Source organism: Blautia sp. NSJ-175, assembly GCF_022867815.1.
In the GTDB taxonomy this organism is placed as follows: Bacteria; Bacillota; Clostridia; order Lachnospirales; family Lachnospiraceae; genus Blautia; species Blautia celeris.
This window is the reverse complement of the sequence record NZ_JALIFQ010000018.1, coordinates 20361-42128: the sequence shown is the minus strand read 5'-3', so window position 1 is coordinate 42128 and position 21768 is coordinate 20361. Positions and strand designations below refer to the sequence as shown.

Below are 21768 nucleotides of genomic sequence, written 5' to 3'. Positions count from 1 at the left end.
GGCATAACTATGTTTTTGCATTGTATACTTGCAGAAAAGGATTTTTTCCTTTAAACTAAAGGAATGAAAGGAATGGTTCGCTTATGAAAATGGATGAAACTGTAGATGTGTGTGATTGCGTGCATAAGCATGATCATATACAAAAAAAAGTAATACCGGACGAGACTACATTGTATGGGCTGGCGGATCTGTTCAAGGTTTTCGGGGATCCTACCAGGATTCGGATTTTGTATGCTTTGTCGGCCGGGGAATTGTGTGTCTGTGATATTGCTTCGGTGCTGAATATGACGCAGAGTGCGATTTCGCATCAGCTTCGGGTGTTGAAGCAGATTAAGCTGGTAAAATTCCGGAGGGAGGGGAAGACGGTTTATTATTCTTTGGCGGATGCGCATGTGGAGACTATACTTAGTCAGGGGTTGGAGCATGTGCAGGAGTAGGGGTGTATCTGACTGCGAGGGCGGATATTGGTGAAGGCTGCTGTTGGCGGGAGCTGTGGAAAAGTGGGAATATAAATGAGTAACTATATGAAACTGGCGGTATCCCGGCTGCTTGTTTGCAGGCAGGGGATACCGCCGGTTGTATGATTATAGTTTTAGTTTGGCGAAGGCATCGGCGAAGGCGTTGTTTAGGGGTTCGGAGGCTTCTTTTTTTTGCTTGGTGAGGTATTTCTGGACATCTTTTTTGGAGACGCCGGCGCCTTCTTTTTCACGGCGGGATTGGAAGGAGGAGAGTTTTTCTTTGTAGCCGCAGGGGCAGATAAAGGTCTCCTCCTTGCCTTTTACATAGAGCTCCATGCGTTTGTGGCATTTGGGGCAGCGGGCATTGGTGGTACGGGAAATGGTTTCACGGTGGCCGCACTCACGGTCCTGGCAGACCAGGAGTCTGCTGTTTTTGCCGTTTACGGAGAGCATGCGTTTGCCGCAGACAGGACATTTGGTGTTGGTCAGGTTATCATGGCGGAAGGTGCCGTCTCCTGTCTTGATCTCCCGGATGATGTCCTGGGTATAGTCTTTGATGTCGGAGAGGAAGGCGTCTTTTTTCAGCCTGCCGTCTGCGATCCTGGAAAGTTTCATCTCCCAGTCTGCTGTCAGCTCCGGTTTTTTCAGGTCCTCAGGTACCAGCTCCAGAAGCTGTTTTGCCTTGGAGGTGATGTATATGTCTTTGCCTCGTTTTTCCATCAGGAAGGTGTTGAAAAGTTTATCAATGATATCCGCACGGGTGGCTACGGTTCCAAGGCCGCCTGTCTCGCCCAGTGTTTTGGCTGCTTTAGCGTCATGGCTTTCCATGAATTTAATGGGATTTTCCATGGCGGAGAGCAGGGTTGCCTCGTTGAAATGAGCCGGGGGTTTTGTTTTTCCTGTGGTCAGCTCCGCTTTGGATGCTGGGAAGGTGTCACCTTTTTTCACGGTTGGGAGAGTTTGGTCTTTCAGGGACGGTTCCTGGCTTCCCGTGTATTCCTCCTCGTCATCCTCATCGGACCAGCCGCTTTCATAGGCTTCTTTCCAGCCCGGACTTTTTACTATTTTGCCTTTTGCGAGAAAACACTCCCCTGCGGCCTGGGCTTTCACGGTTGTCTGCTCGTATTCAAAAGGCGGCATGAGTACACTTAGAAAACGGCGCACCACCAGGTCATAGATTTTGCGCTCTTCGTTTGTCATGTGATCTAACTGGACAAATTGTTCTGTGGGGATGATGGCATGATGGTCGCTTACCTTTTTGTCATCCACAAAGGATTTGCTGGCTTTTATGGGTTTCATGGAGAGGCTGCCCGCAAGTTTGCGGTAGGGACCTACTGCACAGGCTTTCAGCCTTTCTTTCAGGGTTCCGACCACGTCGCTTCCGATGTAGCGGGAATCTGTTCTCGGATACGTGAGGACTTTGTGGTTCTCATACAGGCGCTGCATAATATTCAGAGTCTCTTTTGCGGAGAGGCCGAATTTTTTATTTGCATCTCTCTGAAGCTCAGTCAGATCGTAAAGGCCCGGCGCAAAGGTCTTTTTTGCAGTCTTGTCTACGGATTCTATGGTAAGGGAGCCTGCCTTGACCTGTTTTAACAGGGTTTCCATCTTCTCCTGCTGGAAGGAACGGCAGGAACCGCTCTTTTTGTCCTGCCAGGTAAAATGAACGCCTCCGGCAAGTACAGTCATGCCGTAGTAATCCACGGGTTTGAAGTTTCTGATCTCCTCCTCGCGTTTTGCTATCATGGCAAGGGTCGGCGTCTGGACACGTCCGCAGGAAAGCTGGGCATTGTATTTGCAGGTCAGGGCTCTTGTGGCATTGATTCCCACCAGCCAGTCAGCCTCCGCACGGGAAACTGCTGCTGCGTACAGATTATTGTAGTCCCTGCCGTCTCTTAAATGGGCAAAGCCGTCACGGATCGCCTTGTCTGTGACAGAGGATATCCACAGACGTTTGATGGGTTTTCGGCAGTTTGCTTTTTCCAGGATCCATCTGGCAACCAGCTCGCCCTCACGCCCCGCATCGGTGGCAATGATGATCTCTCCCACGTCGTTTCTGTAAAGCTGTGTTTTCACTGCATTGTACTGTTTGGCTGTCTGTTTGATCACCACAAGCTCCATTTTCTTTGGAATCATGGGGAGATGCTCCATTTTCCACTCCCTGTACTTTTTGTCATAGCCTTCCGGGTCGTCTAAAGTGACCAGGTGGCCTAGGGCCCAGGTCACAATGTATTTGTCACCCTCCATGGCGCCGTTTAACTTTTTCCCGCATTTCAGCACCCTGGCAATATCCCGGGCGACGGACGGTTTTTCTGCTAAAACTAATGATTTCATGAAATTACATTACCTTTCCAAAAAATTCTGTTGTCTTCTTCACTTTCTGCATTATATCGTCAAACATGGCTGGTGTCAAAGACTGCATACCGTCACACAGCGCTTTTTCCGGATTATTGTGTACTTCGATCATGACGCCGTCGGCTCCCGCCGCAATCGCTGCCATGGTAAGGGGCTCTACCATGAAACGGATTCCCGCCGCATGGCTTGGGTCTATGATGACCGGCAGATGCGTCTTTTTCTTCAGCATGGGAATCGCGGAAATATCCAGGGTATTTCTCATGGAAGTCTCGAATGTGCGGATACCTCTCTCACAGAGAATCACATTCTCATTGCCTCCTGCCATAATGTATTCTGCGCTCATGAGCAGTTCATCCAGGGTATTCGCCATGCCGCGTTTGAGGAGAATGGGCTTTTTCAACTTTCCGAGCTCTTTCAGAAGCTCAAAGTTCTGCATATTTCTGGTGCCCACCTGGATCACATCCACATCCTCAAATAATTCCAGATGGCCCAGACGCATGATCTCCGTGACAATGGGAAGTCCGGTCTGTTTCTTGGCTTCTAAAAGCAGCCTCAATCCCTCGTCTCCCAGTCCCTGGAAAGAGTAGGGGGAGGTTCTGGGCTTAAATGCGCCGCCTCTTAAGAGTCCTGCACCTGATTTTTTCACATCCTCGGCCACCTCGATCATCTGCTCCCTGGTTTCCACAGAACACGGCCCTGCAATGACCTGGAAATTCCCGCTGCCAATCTTTCTTCCGCACACATCGATCACCGTGTCATCCGGGTGCATGCTTCTGTTGGCTTTCTTGTACGGCTCCTTAATTCTTTTTACCGACTCCACCACTTCCAGCGCCTGAAACTGGTCCTCCTGCAGTTCTGTGGTATCACCGATCAGGCCGATCAGTGTGGTATCCAGCCCTTCGGACATGTGAAGCTTCAGTCCTCTATCAAGGAGGTTTTTCTTCAGCTCCTCCACCTTTCTCTCGTCCGCGCCCTTTTTCAGTACAATGATCATAATGCATTTCCTCCATTTCTTCTCTTCAGATATCTGACTCCTGTTCCGGAAAATCATTTCCCAATGAACACAAAAAACCGATGTCTGCTACGCGCAAACACCGGTCTGATTCCACTATCTTTCAATATTTTAAAAGACTTTATGAAACAGATGTTTTACCGTAGCAAAATGAACCTGCGTTATAAAAATAACCCAGAAAGCCAAAATAATATGCTTTTGTCCAAACGTTCATTTCTGCTGTCATAATAAAACCTCTATCTCACTTTGTTATTCCCAATAATACTACCCGGCGGCTGCTTTGTCAATCATTTTATATCAGATTATTTTATCAATTTAAAGTGTAACGGTTTAAATTGCAAGCGCAGCCCGAAAATAAAAGAACCCCTGGCAGGGAACGGCTCTTTCCGTTCCTGCCAGGAGTCCTCCCACCGCCGGGACCGCTCATAAAAATCAGCGTTTTACATTGCCTCAGCTCTCTCAAACTGGCTGTTGTACAGATTCGCATAAAATCCGTCTGCTGCCAGCAGCGATTCATGGGTTCCCTGCTCAATGATATCTCCGTCTTTCATCACAAGGATCAAATCCGCGTCACGTATGGTAGAAAGCCGGTGCGCGATCACAAAGCTGGTTCTGCCCTTCATCAGGTTATCCATAGCCTTCTGTATACGCTCCTCTGTCCTGGTATCCACAGAGGATGTAGCCTCATCCAGGATCAGTATCCGGTTGTCCGCCAGAATTGCCCTTGCTATGGTCAGAAGCTGCTTCTGTCCCTGGGAAATGTTGTTTGTCTCCTCATTCAGCACCATCTGGTAGCCGCCGGGCTGTGACATGATGAAGTGGTGGGCATGCGCCGCTTTCGCCGCAGCGATAACCTCCTCATCCGTGGCGTCCAGCCTGCCGTAACGGATATTTTCCATGATCGTTCCGTGGAACAGCCAGGTATCCTGCAGCACCATGCCGAACAGTTCCCGCAGTTCACTTCTGTTAAAGTCTTTGATATTATGGCCGTCGATCAGGATCTCACCGGAATTGACGTCGTAGAACCGCATCAGCAGTTTGATCATGGTCGTCTTGCCGGCACCTGTCGGGCCGACGATTGCCACCTTCTGCCCCGCTTTTACAGATGCGGAGAAATCATGGATAATGATTTTGTTCGGATCATATCCAAAGGAAGTGTGGCAGATTTCCACATTGCCGTCAATATGGCTTACATCTGCAGGGTTTTCCACAATCTGCTCTTCCTCCGGGACATCCAGAAATTCAAAGACCCTCTCGGATGCGGCGGCTGAAGACTGCAGCATATTCGTCACCTGGGCAATCTGCTGGATGGGCTGGGTAAAGTTTCTGATGTACTGGAAAAATGCCTGCACATCGCCCACTTCAATCCTGTTCTTAATAACCATGAATCCGCCCAAAAGGGCAACCATCACATATCCCAGATTTCCCACAAACTGCATGATAGGCATCATCATGCCGGAGAAAAACTGGGAGCGCCATGCAGAGCTGTACAGCTTCTCATTGGTCTTCTCAAATTCATTGATCACGGATTCCTCTTTGTTGAAGGCTTTCACAACGTTATGTCCGCCGTAGATCTCCTCCACCTGCCCGTTTACTTCACCCAGGTACTTCTGCTGCGCCTGGAAATATTTCTGTGAATGTTTCATGACCTTGCTGATGATCGCCATGGAAACAGGCAGGATCAGCAGGGCTGCCAGCGTCATCCACACATTGATGCTCAGCATCATCACCAGCACACCGACCAAGGTGGTGCAGGACGTGATGAGCTGGGTCACGCTCTGGTTGATACCCATCTGCAGGGTATCCACATCGTTGGTGATCCTGGAAAGGATCTCTCCGTGGGTCCTGCTCTCAAAATATTTCATGGGAATTCTGTTGATCTTCTCGGAAATATCTTTTCTCAGGTTATAAGTTACATCATTTGAGATTCCCGTCATAATAAATCCCTGGATAAAGGACAACAGGGCACTTACCAGGTACAGGCAGAGACATCCCAAAAGGATCTGGACAATTTTATCGAAATTAATTCCGCTGCCGCCGTTTATCTTGGACACCAGTCCGTTAAACAGTTCCGTGGTAGCCTTTCCTAAAATCTTCGGCCCCACAATATTAAATACCGTACCGCCCACAGCAAACAGGATCATCAGCATCAGGCGGAACTTATACCGCTCCATGTATTTCACCAGGCGTTTCATGGCGCCTTTAAAATCTTTTGCCTTCTCGCCCGGCATTCCTTTTCCGTGACCACCCATCGGCCCTCTCGGTCTTCTCGCAGTATTACTCATTAGCCAATTCCTCCTCCGACAGCTGTGACATGGCAATCTGACGATATACCTCACAGGATTTCAAAAGCTCTTTATGGGTTCCCTGACCGACCACGCGTCCCTCATCCAGAACGAGGATCCGGTCTGCATGTAAAATGGTACTGATACGCTGTGCAACGATGAGAGTCGTGGCATCTTTTGTCTCTTTCTTCAGTGCGCGTCGAAGCACCACATCGGTCTTATAGTCAAGGGCAGAAAAACTGTCGTCAAAAATGTAAATCTCCGGCCGTTTGGCAATGGCCCTGGCAATGGAGAGACGCTGTTTCTGTCCGCCGGATACATTGGTACCGCCCTGGGCAATCTCTGATTCCATCTTCTCCTCTTTTTCCTGTATGAAATCCCAAGCCTGAGCCACTTCTGCTGCACGCTGAACCTCTGCTTCCGAAGCATCCTCTTTTCCGTAGCGGATGTTGGAATCAATGGTACCTGAGAAGAGCACACCCTTCTGCGGCACATAACCGATGCGGTCACGCAGCTCTGTGAGTTTCATATCACGCACATCCACGCCATCCACCAGAATCCGGCCTGATGTCACGTCAAAGAATCGCGGTATGAGGTTCACCAGCGTACTCTTGCCGCTTCCTGTACTTCCGATAAATGCCACTGTTTCCCCCTTATGGGCTGAAAAATCAATATCAGTAAGCGTCTCCTCATCAGCACCCGGATATGAGAATCCCACATGCTCGAAACGCACCTCACCTTTTGCCCCTTTGTCCGGCAGTGCTCCTGCATCGCCGTCCAGGATGGAAACCTTGGTGTCCATCACCTCATTGATACGTTTTGCCGCAACGCTTGCCCTTGGCAGCATAATGGACATCATGGTGATCATCAGGAATGACATGATGATCTGCATGGCATACTGCATAAACGCCATCATATTTCCCACCTGCATGGTTCCGTTGTCCACCGCATGGGCTCCGTTATAGACAATGAGAATGGTGATACCGTTCATAATAAGCATCATGGCAGGCATCATAAATGTCATACAGCGATTGACAAACAGGTTTGTCTTCGTAAGCCTGTCATTGGCCTTTTCAAAACGCTCCTCCTCGTGTTTCTCACGGCTGAAGGCCCGGATAACCGGAATACCTGTCAGGATTTCCCTGGAAACCAGGTTCAGCTCATCGATCAGATACTGCAGTTTTGTAAACTTTGGCATAGCGATCTTAAAGAGCAGCCCCACCAGAACCATGATCGCCGCTACTGCCACACCGAGGATCCAGGTCATGGATGCGTCTGTCTGCAGTACCTTTAACACACCGCCGATGCCCAAGATCGGCGCATAGAGTACGATCCTGAATATCATAGCAAACACCTGCTGCACCTGCTGTATATCGTTTGTACTTCTGGTGATCAGAGAAGCTGTGGAGAAATGATTCAGCTCCTCACCGGAAAAGGATATGACCTTGCGGTACACACCGTTTCTCAAATTCCGTCCCAGTATTGCCGCCACCCTGGCTGACAAAAATGTAACGGAAATGGCAGCTATCATTATGACAAGCGCCAGCCCCAGCATTTTAAGGCCTGACATCAGAATGTAGCGGATCTGCATCTGGTCCACATCGATTCCCTGGCCTTCGTACTCCAGTTCTACATACTGTACAGCCGCCTGTGTCACAATGGAATCCGGCATATCTTTCATACCTGAGGTCATGGCATCCATCATTTTCAGAAGCTGTTCTTTCGGCATCTGCGAAAATACCTGGAACAGGTCCGCATCCTCGGGAAGCTGCATTTTTTCCCTGATCTGCTTTACCTGGTCCCCGCCCTCTTCCAGACCTTCCACAGCCATCATGGGCATACCGAAAATGCTGTTCAGCTTTTCTCTCTTATCTGCGTCAATTTCTTTTAATTCGTAAATATCACCTTTTAAGGTATAGGCATCTTTGACTGTCTCCACATCTTTCTCTTCCATGAACAGAAAGAGTTTATCCATGGACTCCTCCCGGATTTTTTCCGGAACGCCGTCTTCAATTCCCTTCTGCTGGATACCTATGTTGACGATCTTAGATGTGTAATCCGGCAGAGCCAGGTCACAATTCGCCTGAAGGAATAAAAGAGCAATGATCAGCACAATATAGTACCAGCGCTCTTTCATGTAATGAAACATTTTTATCATGGTGTCACTCCTTTTAGTTTATTTGGTTTGTTCCAGATTCTCGATCATCTGCTTGAAAAACCGTTTCATAAGACAAATCTCGCTCTCTGAAAAGCCGCGGAAAATGGCATTTTCGCTGTCTTCCACCATTTTCTGAACATTTTCATTGAGTTCACGTCCCTTGGGGCTGAGATAAATGCGGCTCATGCGCTGGTCCTTCTCATCCGCCCTGCGGATAATAAGCCCTGACTTCTCCATCCTTTTAATGGAGACTGCCACAGTCGGAGGTTTTATCTTCATCTCCTCCGAAATCTGCCGCTGGCTCAATCCTTCTTTTTTTCCCAGCAGATGAAGCATCGGCACCTGCCTGGGATGCACATCCATCTCCCGCAGCGCCTCATAGGCCCTGCCAAAATACATATGGGTTGTTTTTATAAACAGACTCTGCAGGCTGTCTTCATTACCACACATCATTTCTTCCGCCTCCCTTCTCATTAGTTAGTCGACTAACTTAGTTTATCCCAACATTTATCATTTTTCAATATAAAGCTTTATATTTTATCCTTTTTTTATAATTTCTTTATCTTATTTTATTAGCCGGCTAATCTTTTTGTTACACCGGAGAATTAAAAAAAGCCGAAAAAAGGCACCGTGCGGATGACTTTTTCGTCAATCGCACGATGCACTTTTGTAAATGCCACTCTTTTCTTCGTCATGCTTTTTCTCTGGAAAGCGCAGGCCACATAATACACAGCATAGTAACAAAACAGGCAGTACCGCCGATAAAATTAGAGATGGGTTCCGCTAAAAATACACCGTTCACCCCAAGGTCTGCCACGTGGGGCAGAATGAGGGTGAGGGGCACCACGATCACTGCCTTCCTGAGCAGGGAAAAGAAGATTGCCTGCTTTGCCTTTCCAAGCCCGGTAAAGACAGTCTGACCGGAAAACTGCAGGGACATGAAGCAGAATCCAAAGAAATAAATCCTCATGGCATGGACACCTGCCTCCATCAGCTCCCCGCTTCCATTGAAAATAGCAATAAAGGCGCCGGGCACCAGCATGGTGAGGATCCAGACCACCGTGGTATAGCCGATACAGATCACGGACATGAATTTGATTCCCTGCTTCACCCGGCTGTATTTTCCCGCGCCGTAATTAAAGCCTATTACGGGCTGAGCCCCCTGGGTAAATCCATTGACCGGGACGCTTAAGACCTCCCTCACGGAATTGATAATGGTCATAACTCCAACATAGATATCCCCGCCAAAATTCTGCAGGGTGACATTGCAGACGATCTGCACCATACAGTTGGTAGCCTGCATGATAAAGCCGGACAGCCCAAGAGCCAGAATGTCCTTTACATAGGACAATTTCAGTCTCATACATCCTGCCCTGAGACGAAGAAGTGTCCTTGGTCCGGTCAGGAAACGAACGATCCACAGAGCTGACACCGCCTGGGAGATGACCGTGGCGATTGCCGCCCCGCGCACGCCCATGTGGAATAAAAAAATGAACACAGGGTCCAGCACAATATTGATCACAGCGCCGATCAGCACGGTCAGCATACCGATCCTGGCAAATCCCTGACAGTTGATAAATCCATTCATCCCCATACTGATCATGACAAATACACTGCCCAGCAGATATATACTGATGTAATCGTCCGCATATGGGAAAGTAGCCTCACTTGCGCCCAGCGCATATAGAAGAGGCCGTTTTACCGCAAGCCCCAGGATAATAATAAGGATACCGGCAATGACCACCAGGGCAAACGCATTGCCCATGATCACTTCCGCTTTGTCATCCTCCTGTTTTCCTCTCGCAATGGAGCAGAGCGGCGGCCCGCCGGTTCCGATCAGAAAGGCAAATGCCATGACAACCGTAATGATCGGAAAGGAAACCCCCACACCGGTCAGCGCCGAGGAATCCGCCCCCGGGATACGTCCTATGTACATTCGGTCTACAATACTATAGAGCACGTTGATGAACTGCCCCACCATAAGCGGCAGAGAAAGTCTTAAAATATTCCCGGGGATACTGCCCCGGGAAAAATCATGCTCCTCATTATGTGCCTCATGCAGTTTTTTTATCCATTGCATTCTTTCCTACACTTCCTTTCACCGGGAACGGCCCATAGCCCCTGCGTTTCCCAGCTTTCCCGTATTATACAGATACATCCAGACTGCCATGGCACAGATGATCAAATATCCCAGGATACTGAGCACGTCCGGCACCTGTGAAAACAGGATAAAGCCCAGAACTGCCGAAAAAATAACCTGAGAATAATCATAAACCGAAATCTCCTTGGCAGGCGCAAAACAATAAGCGGCTGTAATGGAGAACTGCCCCCCTGCCGCCGCTGCTCCCGCCAGAAGCAGATACAAAAGCTGCATATGGCTCATGGGATGGTAGAAGAAAAGCAGATACGGAAGCGTCACCAGACAGGAAAAACAGGAAAAGAAAAACACAATAAACGGCCCTTTCTCTCCCCTGCCTCCCAGCACGCGCACCATAGTATAAGCCAACCCTGCCGCCATTCCCCCTGCAAGTCCAATAAGGGCAGGCAGAAAGCTCATTCCCGTCCCCGTAGGCTTAACGATCATAAGACTTCCCGCAAAGGCCAGGATCACAGCTCCCACCTGCAGTTTATTCGGTTTTTCTTTCAGCAGGAACAGACTGAAGATTATGGCAAAAAACGGGGACATCTTATTGAGCATGGAGGCATCTGCCAGCACCAGATGATCCACCGCGTAAAAATTACATAAAATACCTGCTGTGCCGAAAACCGCACGGCACAGCAGATATTTCATATTTCCTTTTTTTCCTGAATACCAGGCTTTATTTTTTATCAGTATGGAACCTGCAAAGGCTGCTGCCACCAGATTCCTGAAAAAACTCTTCTGCACAGACGGCAGGTCCCCTGACAGACGCACAAAGGTGTTCATCAGCGCAAAACAGAAGGCTGCCATGAGAATGCAGAGAATTCCCTTTTGTCTCTGTTTCATTCTATCTGCCTCTTTCAGAGTTTCTGATGATAACCGTCCAGGAAATCAGCCAGTTTATTGGCTGCACTTTTCAGTTGTTCCAGATTCGGCAGATACACAATACGGAAATGATCCGGCTCTCCCCAGTTAAATCCTTTTCCATGAGTCAGAAGCACCTTCTTCTCTTTCAAAAAGTCCAGGACAAACTTCTCATCATCCAGAATATGAAAACGCTTTGTATCTATTTTTGGGAAAATATAGAAAGCCGCTTTTGGCTTCACAGCCGACAGACCGGGAATATCATTGACTGCCTTGTAAATATATTCCCTCTGCTCATAGATGCGCCCTCCCGGCTGCAGGTATTCCTGTACACTCTGAAAACCGCCCAGGGCTGTCTGTACAATGGACTGTGCCGGAACATTGGAGCAGAGACGCATGTTGGACAGCATATTCAGCCCTTCGATATATCCCTTTGCCCTCTCTTTCGGCCCGCTTAAGACCATCCAGCCGCAGCGGAATCCGGCCACCATGTGGGATTTTGAAAGGCCGTTCATGGTAACACAGAACACGTCCGGTGCCAGGGCAGCGATGGAATGATGCACCACCCCGTCCATGGTCAGGCGGTCATAGATTTCATCAGAGAAAATCATCAGATCATGCTCTCTTGCCAGCGCAGCGATCTCCTCCAGCACTTCCTTGGGATAGACAGCTCCCGTCGGATTGTTTGGATTGATGATCACAATGGCTTTTGTCTTATCCGTAATCTTGCTGCGCATATCCTCAATATCCGGATACCAGTCTGCCTGTTCATCACAGATATAATGCACAGCCTTTCCTCCTGCCAGCGTCACACAGCCGGTCCACAGCGGGTAATCCGGGGAAGGTACCAGAATCTCATCCCCGTCATCAATAAGCCCCTGAGTCACCATGTTGATAAGCTCGCTGACACCATTCCCTGTATAGATGTCTTCCAGGGCCACGTCTTTTATGTTCTTAATCTGACAGTACTGCATGATCGCTTTTCTGGCAGCAAATATCCCATGGGAATCTGAATATCCCTGAGAGTCCCGGAGTGTGTAGATCATATCCAGTATCACTTCCTCCGGTGCTTTGAAACCAAAGGGTGCCGGATTTCCTATGTTTAATTTCAGCACATCAATGCCGCTCTCCTGCATCCGGTTGGCCTCATCCAGCACCGGTCCCCGGACATCATAGCAGACGTTGTCTAATTTTGAAGATTTATCAAAAGTTCTCATGTTATTCTCCTCTCCGCTTTTCCCATTCTATTCCAGTGGGATCGTGATTTATGTTATATTGCACTGCAGATGTTATTGTTGAAAATTTTATCACTTCGCCGTGGAAAACGCAAGCGGCATGATGCTTTTTATGTGGTAAATAGTGCTGTGTTAACTTCTGGTTGGAGAGGATATATACCCGGACGCCGAACCTGGCCGCAGGCTTCCCCGCACGGACGGGAGCAGAGAACTTACAAGCTAATGCGTAAGCCGCACTAAGTTCATCGCCTTAGGGCTCTTCACTAAGTGCTTGCTAACGCATGGATCTTGTAAGCTTCTCTGGACGCTCCTAAACGCCCGTGCGGGGAAGCCTGCGGCCAGGTTCGGCTGACTTTGTATGTGGAACAGTTGATAAGTGGGAAATAATTGGAACACGAAAAATGTTGCGAACTGCATTGGAGATCCTGCCGGATAAATTCCTGATAACAGGACAGAATAATGCTCATTCTTTTTTATGACTTCATATAAGTTTGGTATTTCGATATGATATGGTATGTAAATTCGGAATCATTTTAATGGCGAATTTAAGCTGCTACAAATAAATGAGTTTATCATTTAAGAAATTATAGGTAAATATAAGAGACTTTTAAAATGTAATTCCAGATATTGCATATGATTTTTTTACTTAAGACAAAAATTATGGGTAAATTATTATAATTCTTGTCAAAACCTCTTTATTATTACATATAGCCCTGATATTTCTATTGAACTTATAGGTAAATACAGGAAATTTCTTTTTCATGCAGTTTATAATCTATTTCGTGGCACAGTTATTCTGGAGGTATATTCCCATATTGAAAAACAGGCGGGTCTGGTCATAAGCTTCCCTGTACGGACGTTTAGGAGCGCTTAGAGAATCTTACGAGATCCACACGCTAGCAAGCACTTAGTGAAGAGCCCTAAGGCGATGAACTTAGTGCGGGTTGCGTGTTAGCTCGGAAGTTCTCTGCTCCCGTCCGTACAGGGAAGCTTATGACCAGACCCGGCGTCCGCCAAATGCCGTTATACCTCCACATCCAATGTTGCCGCCATCAGCTCCTTTGTATAATCAGCCTTCGGACTGGCAAATACCTCCTCCACATTCCCTTCTTCCACAATCTTGCCATCTCTCATCACCATAACCCTGTCACACATCTGATAGATCACATTCAGATCATGAGAGATGAAAAGAACGGAAAACTTCATCTCTTCCTGTAGTTTTATGATCAGTTCCATGATCTGCCGCTGAATGGTAACATCCAGGGCTGACACCGGCTCATCCGCAATGATGAACTGTGATCCCTGGAGAAGAGAAACCGCGATACTCACTCTCTGCCGCTGGCCGCCGGATAATTCCCGGGGACGGCGTTTCAGGTGTTCTTTGGAAAGCCCTGTCTTTTCTGCCATGGCAAGGACTTTCCTGCGCCGCTCCTCTTTTGGTATTTTCTGCATGCGCAGCGGCTCCTCCAGGATCCATGCCACACGTTTTGAAGGGTTGAGGGAGGAATAGGGGTCCTGGAAGATCATCTGGGGATTCCCGGTGTGATGTATGATCTCACCATCCTGCACTTTTACAAATCCCAGGATTGCTTTGGAGAGTGTGGTTTTTCCGCATCCGCTCTCTCCGACCAGACCCAGGATCTCGTTTTTATGGACCGTAAAATCAATGTCCTTCAGCACCTGCTGTTCTTTTTTGCCTTCACGGTAAGATGCACTTACGTGTTTTACTTCCAGTACAGGTTCCATTATGCCCCGCCCCTTTCCTGTTTTGCTGCTGACCGCCTTCTGAAAGAAGTTCTTCTGGTTGGTATGGCTGCCAGGAGTTTTTTTGTATATTCCATGGAAGGATGCTCAAATATCTCCTGCACACTTCCCTGTTCCACAGCTTTTCCCCGGTTCATGACAATAACACGGCTGCATAGATGACGGATAACACCCAGGTCATGGGAGATAAAGAGAATTGCGGTTCCCTGTTCCCTGTTGATTTTCTGAAGGAGCTTTAAGATCTGGGCCTGTATGGTCACATCCAGTGCTGTGGTGGGCTCATCCGCAATCAGAAGCTTGGGCCCCATCACAAGAGCTGCCGCGATCATGACACGCTGACGCATGCCGCCTGAGAGCTGATGGGGATATTTGTCATACAGAAGCTCCGGATTGGGAAGCTCCACGTTTTTCATCATCTGCAGTGCCTTTTCTTTTCGTTCCCGGGCACTGAAATGGCTGTGAATCCGCATGGCTTCCTCCACCTGCTCTCCGATTGTCATGACCGGATTCAGGGATGTCATGGGTTCCTGGAAAATAATGCCGATCTCTCTGCCCCGTATTTTCCACAACTCTTCTTTTTGCATCTTCAGAATATCTCTGCCCTGAAACAAAATCTCTCCTCTGGGCATTTTGGCATGTTCGCCCAAAAGACCCATGACAGAAAGGGCCGTCTGCGTTTTGCCTGAACCGGATTCCCCTACGATTCCCAGTATTTCCCCTTCCTCCATGGAAAAAGAAATGTTCTCCACAATTTTTGTGGGCGGTACGGTATCATGAAATTCAATTGCCAGATTTTTTATTTCCAGTAATGCCATATTACTTCCCGCCTTTCTTCTGCAGCCCGTCACTTAACAGGGAAAATCCCAGTGCCAGGAGGATAACCGCCACTCCGGGAAAAAGAGCGCACCAGGGCGCTGTTGCCAGATATGCCTGGGACTCAGACAGCATTCTTCCAAGACTGGCATCCGGAGGCTGCACACCGATTCCCAGATAACTCATACCCGCCTCAGCCAGCACCGCGTTGTTAAATCCAATGGCAGCCGTAGCCAGAACAGTTGGCAGGGTATTGGGAAGGATGTGTATAAACATGATCCGCAGATGAGAAGCTCCCATAAGCCTTGCACTTTTCACATAATCCATTTCCCTCTGGGATATAAATTCACTTCTCGTCATCCTGGCAAAGCTGGGAATGAACACAACACCAAGGGCCAGGATCACATTGTATTTTCCAGGTCCTAAGATACTGATGAATACCAGGGCCAGCAAAATACTTGGAAAAGAGACAACCGCATCATTAAAACGCATAAGAATCTCATCCAGCCATCCACCAAAATATCCGGTAAACGCCCCCACCAAAAGGCCGATTCCGCCCCCGATCATAACGGTCGCTGCGCCCACAAAAAAGGTGGTACCTGTTCCTTTCATGACACGGCTTAAAATATCACGCCCAAACTGATCGCATCCAAATAAGTGCGCCAGGGAAGGTGCCGCGAATTTAGCGCCGCCGCTCATGGCGTCAGGATCATAAGGCGTGTACAAAAGGCCAATCAGCAGAAATAACAGCATGAATCCTGCCAGAGAGGCACCGATGATCAGATTGACCGACTTGTTTTTTCTGTCTTTTCTCATCTTCTCTCCTCCTGTCTAAGCATCCATGCGTATCCGCGGGTCTATTTTTCCGTATAAAATGTCAACCGTAAAATTGATGAGCACCACCATTGCTGCGATCAGCACAATGATTCCCTGAACGACAGGATAATCCCTGTTGGAAATGGAGGTGATCAGCAGGCTGCCCATGCCGGGAATGGTAAACACCTGCTCCAGAATAATGCTGTTTGCCATAATATCCGCAATGGTCATAGCCCAGAACGTGAGCACCGGAATCAGTGCATTTTTCAGCACATGCCTGCCGAGGACACGCCCTGTCCTGTTTCCGCGGCTGTAAGCAGTGCGCACATAATCCATATGAAGCTGGGTGATCACGGAACTGCGCAGCATTTTCACCGCCATTGCACTTTTTGGAAGAGCGATGGCTATGCTGGGCGCTATGAGGTAGGACAAAAATCCGCCAAAATTTTCGGATGGGGAGACATAGGCTCCAGGTGTAAACCATTTAAGCACCAGTCCGAATACATATGTGATCAAAATACCCAGAAAAAACCCGGGAACCGACATGACCACCTGATTACAGGTCATGAGAAAACGGTCAAGCATCCCGCCCTCATGGCTGGCAGTAAAAATGCCGAGAGGTATGGAAAACAGCAGGATGATAAAAAATCCCATGAGTACCATGGTAAGATTGACAGGTATTTTATCCGCGATCATCTCCTGCACCGGCATGGAATAACTGTAGGACTCACCCATGTCTCCTGTTACAAAATCTTTCAGCCACAGGCCGTAGCGGACCAGAACCGGTTTATCCAGGCCCATCTCATGCTGCAGTGCCTCTACCTGTTCCTTTGTGGCCTCTGTTCCCAGTTTTGATTTAGCCGCATCACCAGGGATCACGGAAAAAGCCATAAAGGACAGAAAAGAGACAATTAACAATGTTATAATGAGAGTTCCTGTTTTTTTCACAATATATTTCATTCTGTCTTTCTCCTTTTCCGTGTATGTTTCCCCGGTACATCCGGCCGGGCTTTATTTTACTTTGTAGATTTTTGCCAGATCCAGAACGTACAGCGGATAGAATTCAAAACCACTGTATGACTTTCTGAGAGCAACCTCTGAAGCCATATCCTGAATGTAGACATTTGCCGCGTCATCTGCAAGAATGGTTTCCATCTTCTTGTAGAGTTCTGTCTGTTCTTTATCGTCTGTGCTTTTCTTTACCTGCTGATAGAGTTTATCATACTCTTCATTATGAAAGTTAATGAAATTTTTAGAAGAATCAGAGGTAAAACGCTCCAGCAGAGCACGGCCGCTTAAATAAGCTGCGTCCACACCGACTACTGTAGACTGGAATTTCCTGTCGCCGTAAACATCGCTGAGCCAGCTGTCCCATTCCACAAGCTGGATCTTGGCATTGACACCAATCTGTTTTAACTGCTCCACCAGTATCTGGGCAGTGTCCACATGCTGCTGATAGTTGGATGGCACTGTGATCGTCATGTCAAATCCGTCCGGGTATCCGGCTTCCGCAAGCAGGGCTTTGGCTTTACCTGCATCCTGCGGATATTTGTCTGCCAGCTCCGGCATGTAGTATTTGTCAAATGCAGGGAACATGCTGCTGCCGATTATGGTTCCCTTTCCGTCCGCGATCATATCAAGCACATCCTGGCGGTTCACTGCATAGCAGAGTGCCTGACGTACTTTTACGTTGTCAAAGGGTGCCTCTCCATTGTTCAGGTATAATGCCTGCACCAGATTCATGCCGCCTTCATAGATGGTAAAATCCTCACCTTTAAGCTGGGCAGACTGGTTGGAATCAATGCGTGCTACCATATCCAGAGAGCCGCCCTTTAATCCGGTCACAATAGCATTGCTGTCACTTACCACCTTGAAGGTGACCTCATCCAGATATGCCTGGTTTTCCGTATCCCAGTAGTCTGCGAATTTTTTGATCTTAATATTCTCCTGGGGAGACCGGGATGCATACATAAAGGGACCTGTGCCCACAGGGTTGGTCGCCAGATCCTGGGCATCTTTGGGAATGACAGCCACAATGAGGTAGGCCAGAAATTCTGTGTCAGCTTCTTTTAAATGGATGACAATGGTTTTGTCATCGGGGGTTTCGACGTTTTCCACATTAGAAAACGCCGCTATCAACGGTTCTGTTCCTTCCGTGATACCGGCGCATCGCTCGATCGAATATTTCACATCGTCTACGGTAACGTCCGCTCCATTGTGGAATTTTACGCCCTCACGAAGTGTAAAGGTGTAAGTCTTGCCGTCCTCTGAAATGGTATGCGACTGGGCTACTGCATCGATGTAATTGCCTTTTTCATCAGGCTTTACTAAGCCTTCATAAATGTTGAATAGGACTTCTTTTGTTCCTGCCGCTACCGATTTGTGTGGGTCAAGACTATCCTCAATATCCTGAGGAATTCCTACTACAATGGAACCTCCCATGGTTGGTTCCGCTTTTGTTTCTGTGGAACTTTCGTTGTTTTTGGACTCTTTACCGCTTTCCTTTTTGTCTTGGCAGCCGCCGAGTACAATAGTCAGGGTAAGTGCAAAGAGAAGTGTTGGTATTAATCTTGCTCTTTTCATGGTTTCTCCTTTAAACATTTGAAGTTCCCTCATTATTTAATTGTCATGGTTATTGTAGCGGAATGGTGGGGGGATTGCAAGTATTATTTTGGAGACATGGCCAAGGCTGGATCTGCCCGCCGCTCCACGAAACCTATCAATTCAGGATTTTTTTCAATTCGTCCATGAAGGTGTTTACGTCTTTGAACTCACGATAGACGGAGGCGAAGCGGACGTAGGTTACGGCGTCAAGGTCTTTTAGTTTGTCCATGACGATTTCGCCGATTTCGGTGCTGGGGATTTCGCGGTCTTCTTTGTTGAAGATCTCGGTTTCGATCTCATCTATAATTTTTTCAATCTGCTCTACGGAGATGGGGCGTTTGTAGCAGGCACGCATGATGCCGTCCTGGATCTTGGTGCGGTCGTATTGTTCGCGGCTCTGGTCTTTTTTGATAACAACCAGTGGGATCGTCTCTATTTTCTCGTAAGTGGTAAAGCGCTTGCCGCACTCGTCACACTGTCTTCTCCTTCGGATGGAATTATTATCTGGAACCGGTCTGGAATCTATGACGCGGGTGTTGTCTTGATTGCAAAATGGACATTTCATGTAAAGGTCCTCCTTGAACTTATGTTATGTAAAGTTACCTATGGGTAAGTATAGTACATATGGACGTCTTACGTCAATGATTTTCACTTGTATTTTTGTATGTTTTCTGCTAGAATGGCAACAGTTCAGATAAGCTGAACTGCCAAAGACAGTTCGTAACCATCCTGTCTATAAATAAAACTAAGGAGGAAAAAATGAGTATTCAAGAACCAAGTAACCGTTACAGTGTGATACGGGAAAAAAATCCCAGGGAGATTTTACTCCTTCGGGGAAACGGGTGCAAATGGCGCCGCTGCTCCTTCTGTGACTATCATCTGGATTTTTCCAGGGATGAGGAGGCCAATTTCCTTTTAAACGAAAGGGAGCTTGCAAAAGTCACAGGATGTTTTAAGAAACTGGAAGTGATCAATTCGGGAAGTTTTTGTGACCTGGATAAAAAGACTCTGGAACGGATACGCTGTGTCTGCGAGGAAAAAGAAATCCATGAACTGCATTTTGAATGTCACTGGATGCACAAGGATGAGATTCCAAAGGCACGGGAGTTTTTTGCTGAGAAGGGTATCCGCCTGAAGATTAAAATGGGAGTGGAAACCTTTGATTTTGATTTTCGCGAAAAAGGGCTCAAAAAGGGCATTACTGCCGAATCACCACAGGAGATTGCAAAGTATGCGGATGAGGTGTGTCTTTTGTTCGGGCTGACAGGTCAGACGCTCGATTCCATGAAAAAAGATATTGAGACCGGCCTGGCTTTGTTTGAGAGGGTCTGTATCAATATTATGGTGGAAAATTCCACGAAAATGAAACCGGACCGGGATGTGATCCGGCTTTTTGCCGAAAATCTCTATCCTGTTTATATAGGAAATGACCGGGTGGATATCTTAATGGAAAATACGGAATTCGGGGTAGGTGACAAGTATGAGCAATGAGATTTTATTGATTTTATCCCTGGTACTGATTTATAGTTTTGTACTGCTGGCGTATTACTTTTTTGATATTTCCGGTCTGTATGGATGGACTGTTTTTTGTACTATCACAGCCAATATTGAGGTCTTGCTCATGGTGCGTGCTTTTGGCATGGAGCAGACGCTTGGAAACGTGCTCTTTGCCTCGTCTTTTCTTGTGACGGACATCATCAGTGAGATTGGCGGCAAGAAGCAGGCCCAGAAGGCGGTCAATCTGGGAATCTGTACTTCCTGCTGTTTTATATTGATCTCCCAGATGTGGCTTTTATACACCCCCTCTGCCAGTGACTGGGCAAGTCCTGCGTTCCATACCATATTTTCCAATACGCCGCGCCTGCTGTTTGCAAGTCTGCTGGTCTATGCGGTCTCCCAGAAATTTGATGTCTGGGCTTACCATAAATGGTGGGCATTTACAACAAAACGTTTTGGAAACGCAGAGGGATTTTTATGGCTCCGCAACAATGGTTCCACATTGGTGTCACAGCTTTTAAATACTGTTCTGTATACTTTTGGCGCGTTTTGGGGCATGTATCAGTTTCCGGTGCTTCTGCGCATCTGTGTATCCAGTTATGTGATTTTTGTATTTACCAGTCTGCTTGATACACCGTTTGTATATATGGCCCGGCGGATAAAACATAAAAAAGATGGAAATGTGACAAAAAAAGAAAAGGGATATCATTATGGACAAATATCTGGATTATATTCTGGAGCAAATGAAAAATCTGCTGGCAATTGACAGTCCCTCCGGATACACCCAAAAGGCTGCCAATTACCTGATGGCAGAGTATGAACGGCTGGGATACCATCCGCAGAAAACCTTCAAGGGCGGTGTGCTGGTGGATCTGGAAAGCGGCGACGTAAAACACGGTGTTCTCCTGGAGGCACATGTGGACACGCTTGGGGCCATGGTCTCTGAGATCAAGGAAAACGGACGGCTGAAGATTACACCCATCGGCGGGATGAATGCTAATAACGCGGAAGCGGAAAACTGCCGGATCGTCACACGCTTTGACGGCATTTATGAGGGCACCTGTCAGCTTGTCAATGCTTCCATTCATGTAAACGGGGAATATGACAAGACCGGAAGATCATTCGATACTGTGGAAATTGTGCTGGACGAACCGGTCACCGATAAAGAGTCCGTGGCTGCGCTTGGTATTTCTACAGGGGATTATGTATGTTTTGAACCCAGGACTGTGATAACAAGATCAGGATATATCAAGAGCCGTTTTCTGGATGACAAACTCAGCGCTGCCATTTTGCTGGGGTACGCAAAATATGTAAAAGATGAAAATGTCTCCCTGAAAAACAGGGTCTATCAGCACATGACCGTCTTTGAGGAAGTTGGCCACGGCGGGGCCGCTTCTGTCCCGGATGGGGTAAAGGATGTGATCTCCGTAGATATGGGATGTGTCGGCAACAGCCTTAGCTGTACGGAACGGCAGGTATCCATCTGTGCCAAGGACAGCAGGGGGCCTTATCACTATGACCTGGTTACATCTTTAGTGAAGACCGCCCGGGATATGGGACTTGCTTATGCGGTGGATGTGTATCCCCATTACGGGTCAGATGCGGATGTGGCGCTGACCGCGGGATATGACGTGCGGCATGGACTGATCGGCGCAGGCGTATATGCTTCCCATGGATATGAGAGAAGCCACGTGGAGGGAATGAAAAATACCTTTTTACTGCTGAAAGGATATCTTGGATAACCCCGAATCTGCGCTTTTCAGTCCG

The 21768-nt window shown here is 47.8% G+C and carries 18 protein-coding genes; 4 read left to right on the top strand and 14 right to left on the bottom strand.

Annotated features, from left to right (window positions below; all coding sequences use genetic code 11):
• Positions 1 to 83: 83 nt before the first annotated feature.
• Positions 84 to 437 carry an ArsR/SmtB family transcription factor gene (locus MUB35_RS22595; protein WP_033142647.1) on the top strand — a complete coding sequence of 118 codons (354 nt, stop codon included), beginning with the start codon at positions 84 to 86 and terminating at the stop codon, positions 435 to 437.
• 147 nt (positions 438 to 584) lie between these two features.
• Here MUB35_RS22595 and MUB35_RS22590 read toward each other — a convergent pair whose 3' ends face one another.
• The 14 genes from MUB35_RS22590 to nrdR all read right to left on the bottom strand — a co-directional run bounded on the left by MUB35_RS22590 (position 585) and on the right by nrdR (position 19069).
• Positions 585 to 2792, bottom strand: a complete 2208-nt coding sequence (locus tag MUB35_RS22590) for a DNA topoisomerase III (RefSeq protein WP_148393302.1) — start codon at positions 2790 to 2792, stop codon at positions 585 to 587.
• Positions 2793 to 2796: 4 nt separating this feature from the next.
• A complete protein-coding gene (gene aroF, locus MUB35_RS22585) occupies positions 2797 to 3807 on the bottom strand; it encodes a 3-deoxy-7-phosphoheptulonate synthase (RefSeq protein WP_033142649.1) in 1011 nt (336 codons plus the stop codon).
• A 458-nt stretch (positions 3808 to 4265) separates the two neighbouring features.
• On the bottom strand, positions 4266 to 6110 hold the full coding sequence (locus MUB35_RS22580; RefSeq protein WP_298078008.1) for an ABC transporter ATP-binding protein: 1845 nt from the start codon (positions 6108 to 6110) through the stop codon (positions 4266 to 4268).
• Positions 6103 to 8268, bottom strand: coding sequence for an ABC transporter ATP-binding protein (locus MUB35_RS22575; protein WP_033142650.1), 2166 nt, complete (start codon positions 8266 to 8268; stop codon positions 6103 to 6105). Before MUB35_RS22575 ends, MUB35_RS22580 begins: the two co-directional genes overlap by 8 nt.
• 18 nt (positions 8269 to 8286) lie before the next feature.
• Positions 8287 to 8721, bottom strand: a complete 435-nt coding sequence (locus tag MUB35_RS22570) for a MarR family winged helix-turn-helix transcriptional regulator (protein WP_033142651.1) — start codon at positions 8719 to 8721, stop codon at positions 8287 to 8289.
• A 238-nt stretch (positions 8722 to 8959) separates the two neighbouring features.
• Entirely contained in the window at positions 8960 to 10348 is a 1389-nt protein-coding gene (locus tag MUB35_RS22565) for an MATE family efflux transporter (protein WP_103733035.1), read from the bottom strand.
• Positions 10349 to 10366: 18 nt separating this feature from the next.
• Positions 10367 to 11254 carry a DMT family transporter gene (locus MUB35_RS22560; protein WP_103733034.1) on the bottom strand — a complete coding sequence of 296 codons (888 nt, stop codon included), beginning with the start codon at positions 11252 to 11254 and terminating at the stop codon, positions 10367 to 10369.
• A gap of 14 nt (positions 11255 to 11268) precedes the next feature.
• Positions 11269 to 12489, bottom strand: a complete 1221-nt coding sequence (locus MUB35_RS22555) for an aminotransferase class I/II-fold pyridoxal phosphate-dependent enzyme (RefSeq protein WP_033142653.1) — start codon at positions 12487 to 12489, stop codon at positions 11269 to 11271.
• 1041 nt (positions 12490 to 13530) lie between these two features.
• Positions 13531 to 14253 carry an ABC transporter ATP-binding protein gene (locus MUB35_RS22550; protein ID WP_033142654.1) on the bottom strand — a complete coding sequence of 241 codons (723 nt, stop codon included), beginning with the start codon at positions 14251 to 14253 and terminating at the stop codon, positions 13531 to 13533.
• Positions 14253 to 15086, bottom strand: a complete 834-nt coding sequence (locus MUB35_RS22545; protein WP_244806891.1) for an ABC transporter ATP-binding protein — start codon at positions 15084 to 15086, stop codon at positions 14253 to 14255. The genes MUB35_RS22550 and MUB35_RS22545 overlap by 1 nt, the downstream gene beginning before the upstream one ends.
• A gap of 1 nt (position 15087) precedes the next feature.
• Positions 15088 to 15900, bottom strand: a complete 813-nt coding sequence (locus MUB35_RS22540) for an ABC transporter permease (protein ID WP_033142655.1) — start codon at positions 15898 to 15900, stop codon at positions 15088 to 15090.
• 15 nt (positions 15901 to 15915) lie between these two features.
• A complete protein-coding gene (locus MUB35_RS22535; protein WP_227211044.1) occupies positions 15916 to 16860 on the bottom strand; it encodes an ABC transporter permease in 945 nt (314 codons plus the stop codon).
• A 51-nt stretch (positions 16861 to 16911) separates the two neighbouring features.
• Positions 16912 to 18483, bottom strand: coding sequence for an ABC transporter substrate-binding protein (locus MUB35_RS22530; protein ID WP_033142675.1), 1572 nt, complete (start codon positions 18481 to 18483; stop codon positions 16912 to 16914).
• Between the two features lie 136 nt (positions 18484 to 18619).
• Positions 18620 to 19069: a transcriptional regulator NrdR gene (nrdR, locus tag MUB35_RS22525; RefSeq protein ID WP_033142657.1), complete on the bottom strand. Its 450-nt coding sequence runs from the start codon at positions 19067 to 19069 to the stop codon at positions 18620 to 18622.
• Positions 19070 to 19263: 194 nt separating this feature from the next.
• Here nrdR and MUB35_RS22520 point away from each other — a divergent pair, with 194 nt between their 5' ends.
• Genes MUB35_RS22520 through MUB35_RS22510 form a run of 3 tightly spaced genes read left to right on the top strand, consistent with a single transcriptional unit; the run spans position 19264 to position 21743 of the window.
• On the top strand, positions 19264 to 19995 hold the full coding sequence (locus tag MUB35_RS22520) for a radical SAM protein (RefSeq protein ID WP_244806890.1): 732 nt from the start codon (positions 19264 to 19266) through the stop codon (positions 19993 to 19995).
• Positions 19985 to 20767, top strand: coding sequence for a queuosine precursor transporter (locus MUB35_RS22515; protein ID WP_225305274.1), 783 nt, complete (start codon positions 19985 to 19987; stop codon positions 20765 to 20767). Before MUB35_RS22520 ends, MUB35_RS22515 begins: the two co-directional genes overlap by 11 nt.
• The gene (locus MUB35_RS22510) at positions 20712 to 21743 is read left to right on the top strand and encodes a M42 family metallopeptidase (RefSeq protein ID WP_244806889.1); all 1032 of its coding nucleotides are present in this window, start codon (positions 20712 to 20714) and stop codon (positions 21741 to 21743) included. Before MUB35_RS22515 ends, MUB35_RS22510 begins: the two co-directional genes overlap by 56 nt.
• The last annotated feature ends 25 nt before the right edge of the window (positions 21744 to 21768 follow it).

What these genes read in the sequence shown, in the direction of transcription:
- MUB35_RS22595 (WP_033142647.1), top strand. Translation starts at nt 84, where the DNA reads ATGAAAATGGATGAAACTGTAGATGTGTGTGATTGCGTGCATAAGCAT.
- MUB35_RS22590 (WP_148393302.1), bottom strand. Translation starts at nt 2,792, where the DNA reads ATGAAATCATTAGTTTTAGCAGAAAAACCGTCCGTCGCCCGGGATATT.
- aroF (WP_033142649.1), bottom strand. Translation starts at nt 3,807, where the DNA reads ATGATCATTGTACTGAAAAAGGGCGCGGACGAGAGAAAGGTGGAGGAG.
- MUB35_RS22580 (WP_298078008.1), bottom strand. Translation starts at nt 6,110, where the DNA reads ATGAGTAATACTGCGAGAAGACCGAGAGGGCCGATGGGTGGTCACGGA.
- MUB35_RS22575 (WP_033142650.1), bottom strand. Translation starts at nt 8,268, where the DNA reads ATGATAAAAATGTTTCATTACATGAAAGAGCGCTGGTACTATATTGTG.
- MUB35_RS22570 (WP_033142651.1), bottom strand. Translation starts at nt 8,721, where the DNA reads ATGATGTGTGGTAATGAAGACAGCCTGCAGAGTCTGTTTATAAAAACA.
- MUB35_RS22565 (WP_103733035.1), bottom strand. Translation starts at nt 10,348, where the DNA reads ATGCAATGGATAAAAAAACTGCATGAGGCACATAATGAGGAGCATGAT.
- MUB35_RS22560 (WP_103733034.1), bottom strand. Translation starts at nt 11,254, where the DNA reads ATGAAACAGAGACAAAAGGGAATTCTCTGCATTCTCATGGCAGCCTTC.
- MUB35_RS22555 (WP_033142653.1), bottom strand. Translation starts at nt 12,489, where the DNA reads ATGAGAACTTTTGATAAATCTTCAAAATTAGACAACGTCTGCTATGAT.
- MUB35_RS22550 (WP_033142654.1), bottom strand. Translation starts at nt 14,253, where the DNA reads ATGGAACCTGTACTGGAAGTAAAACACGTAAGTGCATCTTACCGTGAA.
- MUB35_RS22545 (WP_244806891.1), bottom strand. Translation starts at nt 15,086, where the DNA reads ATGGCATTACTGGAAATAAAAAATCTGGCAATTGAATTTCATGATACC.
- MUB35_RS22540 (WP_033142655.1), bottom strand. Translation starts at nt 15,900, where the DNA reads ATGAGAAAAGACAGAAAAAACAAGTCGGTCAATCTGATCATCGGTGCC.
- MUB35_RS22535 (WP_227211044.1), bottom strand. Translation starts at nt 16,860, where the DNA reads ATGAAATATATTGTGAAAAAAACAGGAACTCTCATTATAACATTGTTA.
- MUB35_RS22530 (WP_033142675.1), bottom strand. Translation starts at nt 18,483, where the DNA reads ATGAAAAGAGCAAGATTAATACCAACACTTCTCTTTGCACTTACCCTG.
- nrdR (WP_033142657.1), bottom strand. Translation starts at nt 19,069, where the DNA reads ATGAAATGTCCATTTTGCAATCAAGACAACACCCGCGTCATAGATTCC.
- MUB35_RS22520 (WP_244806890.1), top strand. Translation starts at nt 19,264, where the DNA reads ATGAGTATTCAAGAACCAAGTAACCGTTACAGTGTGATACGGGAAAAA.
- MUB35_RS22515 (WP_225305274.1), top strand. Translation starts at nt 19,985, where the DNA reads ATGAGCAATGAGATTTTATTGATTTTATCCCTGGTACTGATTTATAGT.
- MUB35_RS22510 (WP_244806889.1), top strand. Translation starts at nt 20,712, where the DNA reads ATGGACAAATATCTGGATTATATTCTGGAGCAAATGAAAAATCTGCTG.